We start from the raw sequence: 15,660 nt of genomic DNA, 5'->3' as shown, positions 1-15,660 counted from the left end.
CTTTCAACGAAACGTCCAATCCGGCATAGTACTTCATGGCTGCTCTCCTTAACGCTTCTTGTGGCTGGAACATCCAGACCACGTTCCAAAAGCTCGGAGAGTAGCCACCCTCAGCGCCGATTACCCCATCTCTGTGGTTAGAACTGGATGGGCAAAGCGCTATCCGGGGAGGATATAGCGAGAAAATTCGCTAATCAGCGAACGGGTCGCGCACCAAAATCGTGTCTTCGCGCTCAGGGCTGGTGCTCAGGAGCGCCACCGGGGCCTCGATGAGTTCCTCGATGCGGCGGATGTATTTGACCGCGCTGGCCGGCAGGTCGGCCCAGCTGCGGCCGCCACGGGTGCTTTCGCTCCAGCCTTCCATGATCTCGTAGCAGGGCTCCACACGGGCCTGCTCGGCCGTGGCGGTGGGGAAATAATCGATGGTGCGGCCGTCCAGCCGGTAGGCCGTGACGACACATAGCTCGGGCATGCCGTCGAGCACGTCGAGCTTGGTCAGCGCGATACCGTCGATGCCGCCCACCTTGATGGCCTGGCGCACCATGACGGCGTCGAACCAGCCGCAGCGCCGGGGCCGGCCGGTGACGGTGCCGAATTCGTGGCCCCGCTCGCCCAAGCCGCGCCCGATCTCGTCGTCAAGCTCACTGGGGAAGGGCCCGGCGCCCACTCGCGTGGTGTAGGCCTTGGTGATGCCGAGCACGTATTCGATGGCGCGCGGGCCGATGCCCGAGCCCACCGCCGCCTGCCCGGCCACGGTGTTGGACGAGGTGACGAAGGGGTAGGTGCCGTGGTCGACGTCGAGCATGGCGCCCTGGGCGCCCTCGAAGAGGATGCGCTGGCCCTGCCGCCGGCAGTCGTCGAGCAAGCGCCAGACCTGGTCGGCGTAGGGCCGGATGCGGTCCGCCACCTCGGCCAGGGCCGCGAGCAAGCCGTTCCGGTCGACCGGATCGGCGCCGAAGCCGCGCCTCAGCATGTCGTGATGGCCGATCAGCGCCTCGACCCGGGCCTCCAGCGCCGCCGCGTCGGCCAGGTCGCAGACCCGGATACCGCGCCGCGCCGTTTTGTCCTCGTAGGCCGGGCCGATGCCGCGCCGCGTGGTGCCGATGGGATTGCCGCTGGCCTCCTCGCGCAGCACATCGAGCTCGCCGTGCAGCGGCAGGATGAGGGTGGCATTCTCGGCGATGCGCAGCGTCTCGGGCGTCACCGCCACGCCTTGGCCGGCGATGGTCTCGATTTCCCGCAACAAAGCCCAGGGGTCGACGACGACACCGTTGCCGATCAGCGAGAGCTTGCCCCGCACCACGCCCGAGGGCAGCAGGCTGAGCTTGTAGGTCTCGCCATCGATGACCAGGGTGTGGCCGGCGTTATGGCCGCCCTGGAAGCGCACCACCACGTCGGCCCTTTCGCTGAGCCAATCGACGATCTTGCCCTTGCCTTCGTCGCCCCATTGGGCGCCAACCACTGCCACGTTGGCCATCTTGCTATTCCGCCCCTAGTCCAGCGCGACGACTTCGCCGCCCTCGAGGATGTGGCTGCAACCCAGGCGCCGGGCCTGGGCGCGATCGTCGGCCACCGCCTCCAGCCCCTGGATGGCCCGCCGGCCCTCGGCCCTCAGCGCCCGGGCCTGGTTGGGGTCGCAGCCCGGCGGCAGGTAGACCGCCTCGGCAGGCCCGTTCTCAGGCAGGGCACGCAGCAGCGTATCCATGAAAATGGTGAAGCCGGTGGCCGCCTCGCCGTTGCTTAAGCGGTAGCGTCCGCCGCGGCCGAGCTCGCCGCGCGTCTCGCGGGCGAACAGCGAAAAGCTGATGCCGCTGTGGTATTCGAGGCCGCGGAACTCGACCGGATCGATGGTCAGGCGAAGTTCGGGCAAGGCCGCCTCGACGCCGGCCACGACGCCAGCCAGATCCTCGCACATGGCGGCTGCCGGGGCCGGCAGCTCGAGCGCCGCCAGCGCCGCCAGACAGGTCCCTGCCGGTCCCGCCGCCTCCAATAGCGCGCCCAGCGCCCGGGCCGGAGCGGCCTCGAGCTCATTGAGCGCCGCCGCGTCCTTGCGGTCGAGCGCCAATCGGGCCCGCCCGGTGCTCTCGGCAGTCATACCCAGCCCGGCGCAGACCTCGGGCACCAGCAGCGGCAGGCCGAGATCGAGGCTGAGCTCGGCCACGCCGAGCCGGCCCAGGCCCTCGCCGGCCAGTTGGATGACCTCGGCGTCGGCGGCCAGGGCTTGGCTGCCGATCAGCTCGGCGCCGACCTGGGCAAACTGGCGCTCCGGTCTGAGCTGGCTGCCGCGCACCCGCAGCACCTGGCCGCCGTAAGACAGCCTGAGCGGCCGGGGCGCTTCGGCCAGGCGGCTCACGGCGATGCGGGCGACCTGGGGCGTGATGTCGGAACGCACCCCCATCATGCGCTGCGAGACCGGGTCCATGAGGCGGAACATCTGCGCCGTCAGGGCCTGGCCCGGACCCTCGATCAGGCTTTCCTCGAACTCCACCAGCGGCGGCTGGACGCGCTCGTAGCCGAAGCTCTCGAAGGTCCGCATCAGGGCCGCGATGGCCTGGGCCTCGAAGTCGGCCTCGGGCGGCAACGTATCGTGCAGCCCGGCCGGCAGAAGCGCTTTGTTGACGGTCTCGATCATGGCGAGCGCAATCCGCGTTTAGAACTTGAGCGCCTTGGCCTGGCGCACGTTGGGCAGCTCGCCGAGCTGGCGCAGCAAGTCGTCGCTGATCGGGTCGTCGATCTCGATCAGCGAAAGCGCGTCGCCGCCGGGCTGGGCACGGCCCAGATGGAAGGTGGCGACGTTGACGCCGGCGGCCCCCAGCGTGTTGCCGACGTTGCCGATGGTGCCGGGCTTGTCTTCGTTCATGAGGAACAGCATGCGCGGCGCGAGGGTCGCTTCCAGCTTGATGCCGTTGACCTCGACCAGGCGCGGATCCTGGTCGCTGAAAAGCGTTCCGGCGACCGAGCGCTGGCGCCGCTCGGAGGTGACGCTGAGGCGGATCAGGGTCTGGTAGCCGGGCGACGTCTCGTGGGTCAACTCGCTGATCTCGATGCCGCGCTCCTTGGCCACGCTAGGGGCGTTGACCATGTTGACGCTGTCCATCAGTGGCGTCAGCAGGCCGGCCAGCACCATGGCCGTCAGCGGCTTGGTGTTGAGCGTCGCCACCTGCCCGGCGTACTCGATGGTCACCGCCTTGAGGCCGGATTCGGTGATCTGGCCGGCGAAACGCCCGAGCTGATCGGCGAGCTGCATGTAGGGCTTGAGCTTGGGCGCGTCCTCGGCCGACACCGACGGCATGTTGAGGGCATTGGCGACGGCACCCTTGAGGAGATATTCCGACATCTGCTCGGCCACCTGCACCGCCACCTTTTCCTGGGCCTCGGTGGTCGAGGCGCCGAGGTGCGGCGTGGCCACCACGTTGTCGAGGCCAAACAGCGCGTTCTGGCGCGCCGGTTCTTCTTCGTAGACGTCGAGCGCGGCACCGGCGACCTGGCCCGAATCCAGCGCCGCCTTCAGGTCCGCCTCGACGACGAGGCCGCCGCGGGCGCAGTTGATAATGCGCACGCCTGTCTTCATCTGGGCCATGGCGCCGGCGTCGATGATGCCGCGCGTCTGCTCGGTCAGCGGCGTGTGCAGGGTGATGAAATCGGCCCGGGCGAAAAGCTCGTCGAGCTCGACCTTCCTGAGGCCCAGGCTTTCGGCGCGCTCGGGCGAGAGGAAGGGATCGTAGGACATCACCGTCATTTTCAGGCCCTGGGCCCGGTCGGCGACGATGGCGCCGATGTTGCCGCAGCCCACCAGGCCCAGCACCTTGCCCGCCACCTCGACGCCCATGAAACGGGATTTCTCCCACTTGCCGTCATGGGTCGAGCGGCTGGCCTCGGGGATCTGGCGGGCCAACGACAGCATCAGGGCGATGGTGTGCTCGGCCGTTGTGATGGCGTTGCCAAAGGGCGTGTTCATGACCACGATGCCCCGGTCGGTGGCGGCCGGTACGTCGATGTTGTCGACGCCGATGCCAGCCCGCCCAACCACCTTGAGCCGGCCGGCGGCGGCGATGATGTCGGCCGTCACCATGCTTGCCGAACGCACCGCCAGGCCGTCGTATTCGCCGATCACGGCGGCCAGTTCCTCGGGCGCGAGGCCCACCTTCTCGTCAACCTCGACACCCCGGTCACGGAAGACCTGGGCGCAATTGGGGCTCATCTCGTCGGATATCAGGACTTTGACCATGGTCCACCCTCAGGCCCGCTGGGCCAGTTCAGTTGCCCCCCCAAAACCCGCGCCCTCTCAGGCCGCGACCTCATCGTAGGCCCAATCGAGCCAAAGCGTGAGGGCCTCCAGATCGGCGCTGTCGACGGTGGCGCCGCCCCAAATGCGCAGCCCCGGAGGGGCATCGCGGTAGGAGCCGATATCGTATGCCACCTCTTCCTCCGCCAGCAACTTAACCATGGCCTTGGCCGTGCTCGCCTGGTCCTCGGGCGAGAGCCCCGAGGGAACGAGGGTGAGGCAGATCGAGGTCGAGGATCGCTCGCTTGGCCTCTGCGCCAGGAATTCGACCCAGCCGGTTTTCTCGACCCAGGCTTCGATCGCGCCCAAGTTGGCCCGGCTGCGCCCGATCAATCCCTCGAGGCCGCCAACGCGCTGGGCCCAGTCCAGCGCCGAAAGGGCGTCCTCGACGCAGATCATCGAGGGCGTGTTGATGGTTTCGCCGCGGAAGATGCCCTCGATGATCTCGCCGCCCTTGGTCAGGCGGAAGATCTTGGGCAGTGGCCAGGGCGGCGTGTAGCTTTGCAACCGCTCGGCCGCCCTGGGACCCAGCAGCAGCATGCCGTGCGCCGCCTCGCCGCCCAGCACCTTCTGCCAGGAAAACGTGGCGGCGTCGATCTTCCGCCAATCCATCTCCATGGCCATGACGGCCGAAGTGGCATCGCAGATTACCAGGCCTTCACGATCGGCGGCGATCCAGTCGGCGTTGGGCAAACAGACGCCCGAGGTGGTGCCGTTCCACAGCGTCACCACGTCGCGCCCGAAGTCGACGCCGGAAAGCTCGGGCAGTTCGCCATAATCGGCCTCGAAAAGGCGCACGTCGCCCAGCTTGAGCTGCTTGACCACGTCGGTCACCCAGCCCTTGCCGAAGCTCTCCCAGGCCAGCACGTCGACGCCGCGTTGGCCCAGCAGCGACCACAGCGCCATTTCGACGGCGCCGGTGTCCGAGGCCGGTACGATGCCGACACGCCAGCCCTCGGGCAGGCCCAGCAGCGCCCGGGTCTGGTCGATCACCGCCTTCAGCCGGGCCTTGCCCTCGGCCGCCCGGTGCGAGCGTCCGACCAGGGCATCAGCCAGGGCGACCGGCGTCCAGCCGGGATGCTTGGCGCAGGGGCCCGAGGAAAAGTGAGGCCGCGCGGGACGGACGGTCGGTTTCATGTTGGTTCACCCTCGGCACCAAGTGCGGCGCGGACTCTTGGGGACTGAGGGTCGATTGTCAACGCATATCCCGCCGCTTTGCAAGTGGTTGACTCGCCGCATGGCGCATGGCTTGGTGGCCGGCCAATAAAGCGAGAAAACCCCATGATCCCCTGCCAGCGAGAGCTTTTCGACCTGCCCGACGAGATCGCTTATCTCAACTGCGCCTACATGTCGCCGCTCTTGGATGCGGCGGTGGCGGCGGGCCGGACGGGGCTCGCTCTGAAGGCCCGGCCCTGGACCATTACCCACGATGATTTCTTTAGCCAGTCGGCCGCCGCGCGCGAGGCTTTCGGCCGCCTCATCGGGGCCAATGGCGGCGACGTGGCGATAATCCCCTCGGTGAGCTACGGCATGGCCCTGGCGGCGGCCAACTGCGAATGCGACGAAGGTCAGCGCATTATCGTGCTGGCCGAGCAGTTCCCCTCGAACATTTACGCCTGGCGCGAGCTGGCCGGGCGCACGGGCGGCCAGGTGGTGACGGTGGCCCGGCCGGCCGACGGCGACTGGACGGCGGCGCTGCTGGCCGAGCTCGACGAGCGCACGGCGGTGGCGGCATTGCCGCACTGCCATTGGACCGACGGCGGCCTGGTCGACCTGGAAGCCATCGGTGCGCGCTGCCGCGAGGTGGGGGCGGCACTGGCCATCGACGCCACCCAGTCGCTGGGCGCCTTCCCCTTCGACGTGGGCCGCGTGCAGCCCGATTTCCTCATCGCCGCCTGCTACAAATGGCTGCTCGGACCCTACAGCCTGGGGTTCGTCTACGTGGCCCCGGAGCGCCAGAGCGGCCGGCCGCTCGAGTTCAACTGGATCGCCCGGAAAAACTCCGAGGACTTCACCGGCCTGGTCAACTACCGCGACGAATTGCAGCCCGGCGCCCGGCGCTACGACGTGGGCGAGACTTCGAACTTTGCCCTGATGCCGGTGGCCAATGCGGCGCTCAGGCAGATCCTCGACTGGGGCGTCGACGAGATCGCCGAAACCCTGGGCGCCATGACGGCCGACATCGGCCAGCGTGCCACGGCGCTGGGCCTCAGCGTCGCGCCGCCGGAGCGCCGCGGCAGCCACTTCATCGGGCTGCGTTTTGCCGAGGGCGTGCCGGCGGGGCTGATGGAGCGCCTGGCGGCCGAGCAGGTCTACGTCAGCGTGCGCGGTGATTCATTACGTGTCACCCCGCACCTCTACAACAACGCGACCGACGTAGACCGCCTGTTCGGGGCCCTGGAAGCGGTGCTGTGAGCCCAGAATTCGTAGCCCATCCCGAACGCCTCTACGGCGACCTCTCCGGGCCCGGCTTCGACGTCGTCCGGGCGCGGCGCGAGACGCCCGGCTGCCAAAACGTGCTGCACTTCAACAACGCCGGTGCGGCACTGATGCCCGAGACGGTGCATACGGCGCTGGTGCGCCACCTCGATCTGGAGCTGCAGCTCGGCGGCTACGAGGCGGCGGCCCGGGCTGAGAGGCCGCTCAACCGGGTCTACGATTCCCTGGCACGCTTGCTCAATTGCAGCGCCGGGGAAATCGCCGTGGTCGAGAACGCGACGCGAGCCTGGGACATGGCGTTTTATGCCCTCGATCTCGGCCCGGGCGACCGCATTCTTACTTCGGCCGCCGAATACGCCTCGAACTACATCGCCTATTTGCAGGTGGCGCGGCGCAGCGGCGTCCGGGTCGAGGCCGTGCCGTCCGACGAGACGGGGCAGATCTCGCTGGCGGCGCTGGAACAAAGCATCCGCGACGCTGAGCCCCGCCCCTATCGCTTCCGCAAGATGGAATAAGCCTCATGAAGCGTCGGTCTTGAGCGCCGCGATGAAGGCTTCCTGGGGAATATCGACCTTGCCGAAGCTGCGCATGCGTTTCTTGCCGGCCTTCTGCTTCTCCAGCAACTTGCGTTTGCGTGTGACGTCGCCGCCATAGCACTTGGCGGTAACGTCCTTGCGCAAGGCCCGGATGGTCTCACGCGCAATGATGTGGCCGCCGATGGCGGCTTGTATCGGGATCTGGAAGAGCTGGCGCGGGATCAGCTCCTTCAGCTTTTCGCACATGACGCGGCCCCGGGCGACGGAATTGGATTCGTGGACGATGGTGGCCAGGGCATCGACGGGCTCGCCGTTGACCAGGATCGACATGTTCACGAGCCGGCTGGAGCGATAACTCTCGAGCTGATAATCGAAGCTGGCGTAGCCCCGCGAGACCGACTTCAGGCGGTCGTAGAAGTCGAACACCACCTCGTTCAAAGGCAACTGGTAGATGACCACGGCGCGGTTGCCGCTGTACGTCAGATCCTGCTGGATGCCGCGGCGCTCCTCACAGAGCTTGAGCACGGCGCCCAGGTGCTCGTCGGGCACCATCACGGTGGCCCGGATCCAGGGCTCCTGGATGTCGGCAATGTGCACGGGATCGGGCATGTCGACGGGGTTGTGGAGCTCGAGTTCCTGGCCGTCGTTCTTGGCCACCCGGTAGATGACGCTGGGTGCCGTGGTGATGAGGTCGAGGTCGTACTCGCGGATCAGGCGCTCCTGCACGATCTCGAGGTGCAGCAGACCAAGGAATCCGCAACGGAAGCCGAAACCCAGCGCTGCCGAGGTCTCGGGCTCGTATTGGAAGCTGGCGTCGTTGAGGCGCAACTTGGCCAGGCTCTCGCGCAGGCGCCCGAAATCGCCGGCATCGATGGGGAAGAGGCCGCAAAAGACCACCGGCACGCTGGGCTTGAAACCGGGCAGCGGCTGGGCCGCCGGTTTGCGCTCGTCGGTGATGGTGTCGCCGACCTGGGTCTCGGCGACTTCTTTTATGCTGGCCGTGAAATAGCCGATCTCGCCCGGGCCCAATTCGGCACGCGGCTCGAGTTTGGGCGTGAAGACTCCGAGCTGCTCGATCTGGTGGCTCGTCCCGGCCGCCATCATGCGCACCTTCTGGCCCTTGCGCAGCACGCCCTCGCGCACCCGCACCAGGATCATCACGCCGAGGTAGGGGTCGTACCAACTGTCCACCAGCATGGCCTGCAGCGGCGCCTCGGTCTCGCCATCAGGCGGCGGCAGGCGCTCGACCAGGGCCTCGAGCACGTCCTCCATGCCCTGGCCCGTCTTGGCCGAGACCTCGATGGCCTGGCTGGCATCGAGGCCGATGACGTCCTCGATCTGCTGGCGCACGCGATCGGGCTCGGCCGCCGGCAGGTCGATCTTGTTGAGCACGATGACCACTTCGTGGTCGACCTCGATGGCCTGGTAGACGTTGGCCAGGGTCTGGGCCTCGACCCCTTGGCTGGCGTCGACCAGCAGCAACGATCCCTCGCAGGCCGCCAGGCTGCGGCTCACCTCGTAGGTAAAATCGACGTGGCCGGGTGTGTCCATGAGATTGAGCTGGTAGGGCGTACCGTCGGCGGCACGGTAGTCGAGTCTGACCGTCTGGGCCTTGATGGTGATGCCGCGCTCGCGCTCGATATCCATGGAATCGAGCACCTGCTCGCGCATCTCGCGCGCCTCCAGCCCGCCGCAGAGCTGAATCAACCGGTCCGCCAGAGTCGACTTGCCGTGGTCGATGTGGGCGATGATGGCGAAGTTGCGGATGTGGGCGGTGTCGCTCATGTGGGGGCTTCTAGCACCGGTGGCGGGTGGTGCCAAGCAAGCGCTAGTCCTCCAGCAAATCCGGCAGCTCGTACGGCACCTCGGTGGTGTGCAGGATCTTGAGCATACCGTTGCCGCGCAGCACCGGCTCGCCGTCCGCTGTCAGCACGCAGTCGGCGAAAACGTAATTGCGCGTGGTCTTGAGGAAACTGGTGCGGCCCTCGATCCAGGCGCCGACTTTGGCCGGGGCCACGAAGTCGCAATTGAGGTTAACGGTGGGCAAAAAGGCCTCGATGCCTTCCTGGGCGAAAGCGGCGAGCCAGAGCTGCATGTCCACCAGCGTCATCAGCATGCCGCCCTGGCAGACCCCGGTGGCGTTGTCGTGGCGGGGCTCGACGTGGAAGCCGGAGATGAATTTTCCTTCCTCCAGGCGGGCGTACATGGGGCCGTTGAGGGTGATGAAATTCCCCGGGATCTTGACCCGGCGGAAGCCCGCGGGCGGCTCGAAGGCGTCCTCCATGGTACTACCCGCCGACCTCGCCGGCTTCGAATAGGTGCTCCAGATCGAGCTTCCAGTCGGGCCGGTCGGGGTTCTTGAAGATGCCGCTGGCGCGCAGGATCGGCGTCTCGCCGACCATCAAACTTCCCTGGGCGAAGGTCAGGCCGCGGGTGGTCTTGACCACCTGGGTCTGGCCCTGGATCCAGTCGCCGGTGTGGGCCGGCGCCACGAAGTCGACGTTGAGGTTTATGGTTGGCAGGAAGGGCCCGACGCCGCTTTGCACCACGGCGGCGACGGCGAGCTGCAAATCCGCCACCATCATCAGCATGCCGCCGTGGCACATCATGGCGGCGTTCAAGTGGCGGTCCTCGACGCGGAAGCCGAGATGCAGGTTTCCTTCCTGCAGGCGGCCGTAGAGCGGGCCGTTGACGCCGGCGAAGCCGCCGGGAATGCGCATCAGGCGGAAATCGGCGGGTGCGCCTTCAGACTCGGTATCGGCCATGGTCGTCAATCCTCGAACAACGCGCCGCGGTCGAACTCGATGCCCAGCGAGGGCGCGATGCGCATGAAGCCGTTGCCCCGCATCAGCGGACGCACGGCGGCAGGACGCCGGGCATCGCCCTGGCCGGCCGAGACCACCACGTCGGCCACGGTGTAGGGCTCGGCGGTGTTGACGAAATTGGTGCGCAGCTCGACCCACTCGCCGACCCGGGGCCGGTCGATGAGGTCGAAGTTGAGCGAGATCGAGGGCACGAAGGAGCGCAAATCGTCGTGCACCAGCGAGGCGAATCCGGTGTGCATGTCGGCCACCGAGAGCACCACGCCGGGGTGGCAAAAGCCGCGCCCGTCGTCGTGGCGGGGCCCCACCCGGAAGCCCTTGACGAAGCTGCGGTCCTCGTCCTCCAGGCGGCCGTAGAGCGGCGCCAGGCTGGCGTTGAAGAGGCCCGGCATGCGCAGACGGCGAAAGCCCGCGGCGCGGTCGTCGGGGGGCGGCGCCAGGTCCGGCGGCGGCGGCGCTGCGGCAAACAGCGTCTCCAGCGCCACCGCCCCCTCCTCGCCCCGGCGCCCGACGCCGCTGGCGCGCAGCACGGGCTGGCCGCCAATGCGCAAAAGCCCGCGCAAAAAGACCAGGTTGCGCGTGGTGTGCAGCACTTCCGTCTCGCCCTCGACCCAGGCGCCGACCGGGGCCGGCGCGAGAAAGTCGAAACTGAGCGCCATCATGCGCGGCAGGTGGTCGAGCCCGGCCCCGGCGGCGGCCCCGGCCGCCAGTTGCAAGCGCGCCAGCGACATCAGCATGCCGCCGTGGGAAACCTTGGCCGGATTGGTATGGCGTTCCTCGACGACAAAACCGAGATCCAGGCCGCCCGCGCGGCGACGGCCGAAAAAGGGGCCGTTCAGCGCCATGAAACCGCCCGGCAGCGCCAACGGCAGAAAGTCCGTCGGCGGTTGTGCCACCTCGCTTTCGGCTGCCGCCACGCCTCAGGTCCTGAGCTCGCCGCCGCTGGCCTTCGTCACCGCCGCCACGATTTTTTGCGAGGTGGCTTCTATTTCGGCTTCGGTAAGCGTTTGCTTTCGCGGCTGCAGGCGCACCCGGATGGCGATGGATTTCCTGTCGGCGCCCAGGGCCGGGCCTTCGAAGACATCAAACACCGAAACATCGACGATCAGAGCCTTGTCGGCGCCGCGCGCCGCCCGCACCAGGTTGCCGGCGGGCTCGTCGGCCCCCACCACGAAGGCGAAGTCGCGATCGACGAAGGGGAGATCCGAGCTATCCAGCACCGGCCGCGTGCGCGATGCCTTGGCGCGCGGTGCCGGCAGCGCGCTGAGGTTGGCCTCGAAAGCCACCATCGGCCCCTTGACGCCGAGCCGGTCGAGCACCCGGGGATGGACCTCGCCGAAGGCCGCCAGGATGGACTTGGGGCCCAGCCGCAAGGTTCCCGAACGGCCCGGGTGATACCAGGGCGGCGCCTCGCCGGCCACCTGCAGGCTGGCCACCGGCGCCCCCGCCGCCTGCAGCGCCGCCATGGCATCGGCCTTGGCATCGAAGGCATCGACCTCGCGCGGCGCCTCGAGCCAGTGGCGGGCGCCCGAGCGCCCCCGCCTCAGCCCTGCCGCCACCCGGTCCTGGCCCTCGGGCGTGGGGTCGCGCCAGCTCGGACCCACTTCGAAGAGGCCGAGGTCCTGGGCGCCACGGTCGACGTTGCGCCCGGCAGCGACGATCAGGTTGGGCAAGAGGCTCGGCCGCATGACGTCGAGCTCGCTGGAGATGGGGTTGGCCAGGCGTAGATCATCACGCACGCCGCCAAACAGATCGAGCCAGGCGGCCGCAGTGAAGGACCAGGTCACGACCTCCTGCAGACCGCGCGCCGCCAGCGCCCGGGTGGCCCAGGGGCCGCGGCGCTGCACCGGCGCCAGCGCCGGATGGGTAACCCGGCCGCCGGTATCCAGCGGCACCGCCGGCACCCGGTGGTAGCCGTAGATGCGGGTGACTTCCTCGACCAGGTCGGCCTCGCCGTCGACGTCCGAGCGCCACGAGGGCACGGCGACGCTGAAAACGTCACCTTCAGATGTGACCCCGAATCCCAGGCTTTCGAGGATCTCCGCGATGGCCTCGGGGGAAATCTCGATGCCACCCAGCGCCTTGATGCGCTCGGGCCTCAGCGTGACGTTTTTCCGCCAGGCCGGCTCGGCGCCGGCGATGACCAGCTCGCTGGCCTCGCCACCGCAGAGCTCCAGCACCAACAGCGTCGCCGCCTCGATACCCTCGACCACGGCGGCCGGGTCGAGGCCGCGCTCGAAGCGGTAGCGGGCGTCCGATTCGATCTGGTAGCGCCGGCCGGTGGCGGCGGTGCGCACGGGATCGAACAGCGCCGCCTCGATGAAAACATTCGTGGTGTCCTCGGTGCAGCCCGTCGAGACGCCGCCGATGACGCCGCCCAGGGCATGGGCGCCGTTGTCGTCGGCGATCACCGTGACCTGGTCGTCCAGCGTATAGGACTTGTCGTTCAGCGCCTCGACGACCTCGCCGGCCCGGGCCAGGCGCACCCTGATCTTGCCGGCGACCTGGTCGGGATCGAAGACATGCAGCGGCCGGGAGCGGTCGAAGGTGATGTAGTTGGTCATGTCCACCAGGGCCGAGATGGGCCTGAGCCCGATGGCTTTGAGGCGCTGTTGCAGCCAGGCCGGGCTGGGGCCGTTCTTGACACCGCGGATGTAGCGGCCGACGAAGTAGGGACAGGCCGCGGCGGTTTCCGGGTCGAACTCGAGCTCGACGCCCAGCGGGCTTTCGAAGGCACCGGCCACCGGGTCGGGGGTGCGGTCGCGCAAGCGCCCGATACCGGCCGCCGCCAGGTCGCGGGCCACGCCGCCGACACCCAGGCAGTCCTGGCGGTTGGGCGTGATGGCGATCTCGATGGCCGGATCGGCGAGGCCGGCGTGGGCGGCGAAGGGCTCGCCCAGCGGCGCTTCCATGAGCTCGATGATGCCTTCGTGTTCGTCCGACAAGCCCAACTCGCGTTCCGAACAGAGCATGCCGTTCGAGGGTACGCCGTGGATCTTGGCCGCCTTCAGCTTGTCGCCGCTGCCCGGCAGCACGCTGCCCACGGGCGCGAAGACGCCGTACATGCCGGTGCGGGCATTGGGCGCGCCGCAGACCACCTCGACGGTTTCGGACCCGGTATCCACGACACAGACCCTCAAGCGGTCGGCATCGGGGTGGGGCCGCGCCTCGACCACCCGGGCCACGGTGAAGGAGGCCAACTCGGCCGTGCGGTCCGAGACATCTTCGACTTCGAGGCCGATGTTGGTCAGGGTGTCGACGATGGTCTCGAGCGAGGCTTCGGTCTCGAGGTGGTCCTTGAGCCAAGCGATGGTGAACTTCATCGCGCCAGCCCTCCGGCCAGGGTGGGCTGATCGGCCGGTGCGAAGCCATAGTGTTCGAGCCAACGGAGATCACACTCGAAGAAGGCGCGCAGGTCGGGGATGCCGTACTTCAGCATGGCGATGCGGTCGATGCCCATGCCGAAGGCGAAGCCCTGCCACTGGCTGGAATCGACGCCGGAATATTCCAAAACCCTGGGGTGCACCATGCCGCAGCCCAGGATCTCGAGCCAATCCTCGCCCTCGCCGATGCGCAGCTCGCCGCCCTCGTAGGAACAGCCGATGTCGAGCTCAGCCGAAGGTTCGGTGAAAGGAAAATGGCTGGGGCGAAAGCGCATGCGCAGGTTGTCGATCTCGAAGAAGGCGCGGGCAAAGCCCTCGAGGCAGCCCTTGAGATGGCCCAGGTGGATGTCGCGGTCGACGACCAGGCCCTCGACCTGGTGGAACATGGGGGTGTGGGTCTGGTCGGAATCGCAGCGGTAGGTGCGCCCGGGCACGATGATGCGGTGCGGCGGCGGCTCGGCCTGCATGTGGCGGATCTGCACCGGCGAGGTGTGGGTGCGCAGGCACATGGGTTCCGTGCCCTCGGCGCTCTCCAGATAGAAAGTATCGTGCATCTGCCGGGCCGGGTGTTCGGGCGGAATGTTCAGGGCAGTAAAATTGTAGAAATCGGTCTCGACGTCGGGGCCCTCGGCCACCGTGAAGCCCATGTCGGCGAAGATGGCGGTGAGCTCGTCGGTGACCTGGCTGACGGGATGGATGCGCCCGGCTGCCTGGGGCCGAACGGGGAGGCTGAGATCGAGGCTCTCTCCGGCCAGGCGGGATTCGAGATCCCCCTCCTTGAGCGCCGCCTGGCGGGCCTCGACGGCCGAGGCGATGCGTCCCTTGAGGGCGTTGAGTGCCGGGCCCGCCGTCTTGCGCTCGTCGGCCGACATGGCGCCCAGGCCCTTCATCAAGGCCGTCACCTGGCCCTTGCGGCCGAGCGCCCGGATGCGCACCTCCTCCAATGTCTCGAGATCCTCGGCGGCGGCCACGGCGGCGGCCAGTTCCTGGCTCAGTTGGTCGATGTCCTGCATGGTGTGCTCATGAAAAAAGGGGCCGTTCGCTGCGGGCCCCTTTTTACCGTTCTCCGGAAATTGTCGTCGCTCGGGGCCCCGGTTCAGGCGGCCTCGGTCGCTGCCGTTCGGGCTTTCTCGACCAAGGCCGTAAAGGCCTCAGGCTGGCGCACCGCGAGGTCGGCCAGCATCTTGCGGTCGACCTCGATGCCCGCGGCCTTGAGGCCGTTGATAAATCGGCCGTAGGTGGTGCCGTTAAGCCGCGCCGCTGCGTTGATGCGCTGGATCCAGAGGCGGCGGAAATCGCGTTTGCGTCGGCGCCGGTCGCGGTAGGCGTATTGCAGGCCCTTCTCGACGCGTTCGATGGCGACGCGGAAATTGGACTTGCCGCGGCCGGAATAGCCCTTGGCCGCATCTATGACTTTCTTGTGGCGGGCGTGCCTGGTGACGCCCCGAGAAACCCGTGCCATGGTGCTGCCTCAGCCGTAGGGGATGAATTTCTTGACGATCTTGGCGTCCGGCTTGGACATGATCGTGCTGCCGCGCAGGTTGCGGATCTGCTTGTTGCTGCGCTTGATCATGCCGTGCTGCTTGCCGGCCTGATTGCGCCGCACCTTGCCCGTGGCGGTGAGGCTGAAACGCTTTTTGGCACTGCTCTTGGTTTTGAGCTTGGGCATTTTGCTGTCCTTGCGCGTGGTGAAGGTGAGCTTCGGAGCGAACGCGGCATGCCCGTAAACTCGCCGGAACGCTCGGGAGCGAGGGTTATATAGGCACCATGGGGCGATTGCAAGGCGACCAGGGGGCTTGACGGGCGGGGTCGGCGGTCTTATATTCAAATAATTGCTCAATTGTTCATATGTTTGTATGATGAGCACATCAGCAGCAACCGCCCCACCGCCGATCGCGCTTGGCGAAGACCGGGCCCGCGAGCTGGCCGAGATGTTCCACCTGATGGGCGAGCCCAACCGCCTGCGTCTGGTGCTGGCCTGCCTCGAGGCGCCGATGGCGGCCGGCGAGCTGGCGCGGCGGCTGGGGCTCTCGGCCTCGCTGGCCAGCCACCACCTGCGGCTGTTGCGGGCCGGCCGCCTGCTCAAGGCCCAACGCCGCGGCAAGCAGGTCTTCTACCAGGCCGCCGACGACCATGTGCGCGCCGTCATGCGCGACATGGTGAGCCACGTGCTGGAACCCGAGGACCAGGTGCTA

15 protein-coding genes are annotated in these 15,660 nt (G+C 67.8%); 3 read left to right on the top strand and 12 right to left on the bottom strand.

Annotation, left to right across the window (positions count from 1 at the left end; translation table 11 throughout):
* Positions 1-190: 190 nt before the first annotated feature.
* Genes QGG75_13495 through QGG75_13480 form a run of 4 tightly spaced genes read right to left on the bottom strand, consistent with a single transcriptional unit; the run spans position 191 to position 5,422 of the window.
* A complete protein-coding gene (locus tag QGG75_13495; protein MDP6068245.1) occupies positions 191-1,477 on the bottom strand; it encodes an adenylosuccinate synthase in 1,287 nt (428 codons plus the stop codon).
* Positions 1,478-1,492: 15 nt separating this feature from the next.
* Complete coding sequence (locus QGG75_13490; GenBank protein MDP6068244.1) at positions 1,493-2,632, bottom strand: ATP phosphoribosyltransferase regulatory subunit; 1,140 nt, start codon at positions 2,630-2,632, stop codon at positions 1,493-1,495.
* A gap of 18 nt (positions 2,633-2,650) precedes the next feature.
* Positions 2,651-4,228: a phosphoglycerate dehydrogenase gene (gene serA / locus QGG75_13485; protein MDP6068243.1), complete on the bottom strand. Its 1,578-nt coding sequence runs from the start codon at positions 4,226-4,228 to the stop codon at positions 2,651-2,653.
* A gap of 57 nt (positions 4,229-4,285) precedes the next feature.
* Positions 4,286-5,422, bottom strand: a complete 1,137-nt coding sequence (locus QGG75_13480) for a phosphoserine transaminase (protein MDP6068242.1) — start codon at positions 5,420-5,422, stop codon at positions 4,286-4,288.
* Positions 5,423-5,566: 144 nt separating this feature from the next.
* On the opposite strand from QGG75_13480, the gene QGG75_13475 reads away from it, so the two are divergent.
* Both QGG75_13475 and QGG75_13470 read left to right on the top strand, forming a co-directional pair.
* Positions 5,567-6,700, top strand: coding sequence for an aminotransferase class V-fold PLP-dependent enzyme (locus QGG75_13475; GenBank protein ID MDP6068241.1), 1,134 nt, complete (start codon positions 5,567-5,569; stop codon positions 6,698-6,700).
* On the top strand, positions 6,697-7,239 hold the full coding sequence (locus QGG75_13470) for an aminotransferase class V-fold PLP-dependent enzyme (GenBank protein MDP6068240.1): 543 nt from the start codon (positions 6,697-6,699) through the stop codon (positions 7,237-7,239). The genes QGG75_13475 and QGG75_13470 overlap by 4 nt, the downstream gene beginning before the upstream one ends.
* A gap of 3 nt (positions 7,240-7,242) precedes the next feature.
* Here QGG75_13470 and lepA read toward each other — a convergent pair whose 3' ends face one another.
* The 8 genes from lepA to rpmI form a co-directional block, all read right to left on the bottom strand.
* Positions 7,243-9,045 (bottom strand): translation elongation factor 4, encoded by a 1,803-nt coding sequence (gene lepA, locus QGG75_13465; protein MDP6068239.1) that lies wholly within the window; start codon positions 9,043-9,045, stop codon positions 7,243-7,245.
* A 43-nt stretch (positions 9,046-9,088) separates the two neighbouring features.
* Positions 9,089-9,544, bottom strand: a complete 456-nt coding sequence (locus tag QGG75_13460) for a PaaI family thioesterase (protein MDP6068238.1) — start codon at positions 9,542-9,544, stop codon at positions 9,089-9,091.
* Between the two features lie 4 nt (positions 9,545-9,548).
* Complete coding sequence (locus QGG75_13455) at positions 9,549-10,025, bottom strand: PaaI family thioesterase (GenBank protein ID MDP6068237.1); 477 nt, start codon at positions 10,023-10,025, stop codon at positions 9,549-9,551.
* A 5-nt stretch (positions 10,026-10,030) separates the two neighbouring features.
* A complete protein-coding gene (locus tag QGG75_13450; GenBank protein ID MDP6068236.1) occupies positions 10,031-10,999 on the bottom strand; it encodes a thioesterase family protein in 969 nt (322 codons plus the stop codon).
* Positions 11,000-11,002: 3 nt separating this feature from the next.
* On the bottom strand, positions 11,003-13,405 hold the full coding sequence (gene pheT / locus QGG75_13445; protein ID MDP6068235.1) for a phenylalanine--tRNA ligase subunit beta: 2,403 nt from the start codon (positions 13,403-13,405) through the stop codon (positions 11,003-11,005).
* Positions 13,402-14,478: a phenylalanine--tRNA ligase subunit alpha gene (gene pheS, locus QGG75_13440; protein ID MDP6068234.1), complete on the bottom strand. Its 1,077-nt coding sequence runs from the start codon at positions 14,476-14,478 to the stop codon at positions 13,402-13,404. The genes pheT and pheS overlap by 4 nt, the downstream gene beginning before the upstream one ends.
* An 83-nt stretch (positions 14,479-14,561) precedes the next feature.
* Positions 14,562-14,927 (bottom strand): 50S ribosomal protein L20, encoded by a 366-nt coding sequence (rplT, locus tag QGG75_13435; GenBank protein MDP6068233.1) that lies wholly within the window; start codon positions 14,925-14,927, stop codon positions 14,562-14,564.
* 9 nt (positions 14,928-14,936) lie between these two features.
* Positions 14,937-15,134, bottom strand: coding sequence for a 50S ribosomal protein L35 (gene rpmI / locus QGG75_13430; GenBank protein MDP6068232.1), 198 nt, complete (start codon positions 15,132-15,134; stop codon positions 14,937-14,939).
* A gap of 190 nt (positions 15,135-15,324) precedes the next feature.
* On the opposite strand from rpmI, the gene QGG75_13425 reads away from it, so the two are divergent.
* The coding region (locus QGG75_13425; protein MDP6068231.1) for a metalloregulator ArsR/SmtB family transcription factor at positions 15,325-15,660 on the top strand (336 nt) is incomplete at its 3' end.

Source organism: Alphaproteobacteria bacterium (assembly GCA_030740435.1).
Lineage (GTDB): Bacteria > Pseudomonadota > Alphaproteobacteria > UBA2966 > UBA2966.
The sequence above is the reverse complement of the archived record's forward strand: the minus strand, read 5'-3'. Positions and strand labels throughout refer to the sequence as shown.

Coding starts and splice junctions, on each gene's coding strand:
- QGG75_13490 (MDP6068244.1), bottom strand. CDS start 2,632: ATGATCGAGACCGTCAACAAAGCGCTTCTGCCGGCCGGGCTGCACGAT.
- pheT (MDP6068235.1), bottom strand. CDS start 13,405: ATGAAGTTCACCATCGCTTGGCTCAAGGACCACCTCGAGACCGAAGCC.
- QGG75_13460 (MDP6068238.1), bottom strand. CDS start 9,544: ATGGAGGACGCCTTCGAGCCGCCCGCGGGCTTCCGCCGGGTCAAGATC.
- QGG75_13495 (MDP6068245.1), bottom strand. CDS start 1,477: ATGGCCAACGTGGCAGTGGTTGGCGCCCAATGGGGCGACGAAGGCAAG.
- serA (MDP6068243.1), bottom strand. CDS start 4,228: ATGGTCAAAGTCCTGATATCCGACGAGATGAGCCCCAATTGCGCCCAG.
- rplT (MDP6068233.1), bottom strand. CDS start 14,927: ATGGCACGGGTTTCTCGGGGCGTCACCAGGCACGCCCGCCACAAGAAA.
- pheS (MDP6068234.1), bottom strand. CDS start 14,478: ATGCAGGACATCGACCAACTGAGCCAGGAACTGGCCGCCGCCGTGGCC.
- QGG75_13475 (MDP6068241.1), top strand. CDS start 5,567: ATGATCCCCTGCCAGCGAGAGCTTTTCGACCTGCCCGACGAGATCGCT.
- rpmI (MDP6068232.1), bottom strand. CDS start 15,134: ATGCCCAAGCTCAAAACCAAGAGCAGTGCCAAAAAGCGTTTCAGCCTC.
- QGG75_13455 (MDP6068237.1), bottom strand. CDS start 10,025: ATGGCCGATACCGAGTCTGAAGGCGCACCCGCCGATTTCCGCCTGATG.
- QGG75_13480 (MDP6068242.1), bottom strand. CDS start 5,422: ATGAAACCGACCGTCCGTCCCGCGCGGCCTCACTTTTCCTCGGGCCCC.
- lepA (MDP6068239.1), bottom strand. CDS start 9,045: ATGAGCGACACCGCCCACATCCGCAACTTCGCCATCATCGCCCACATC.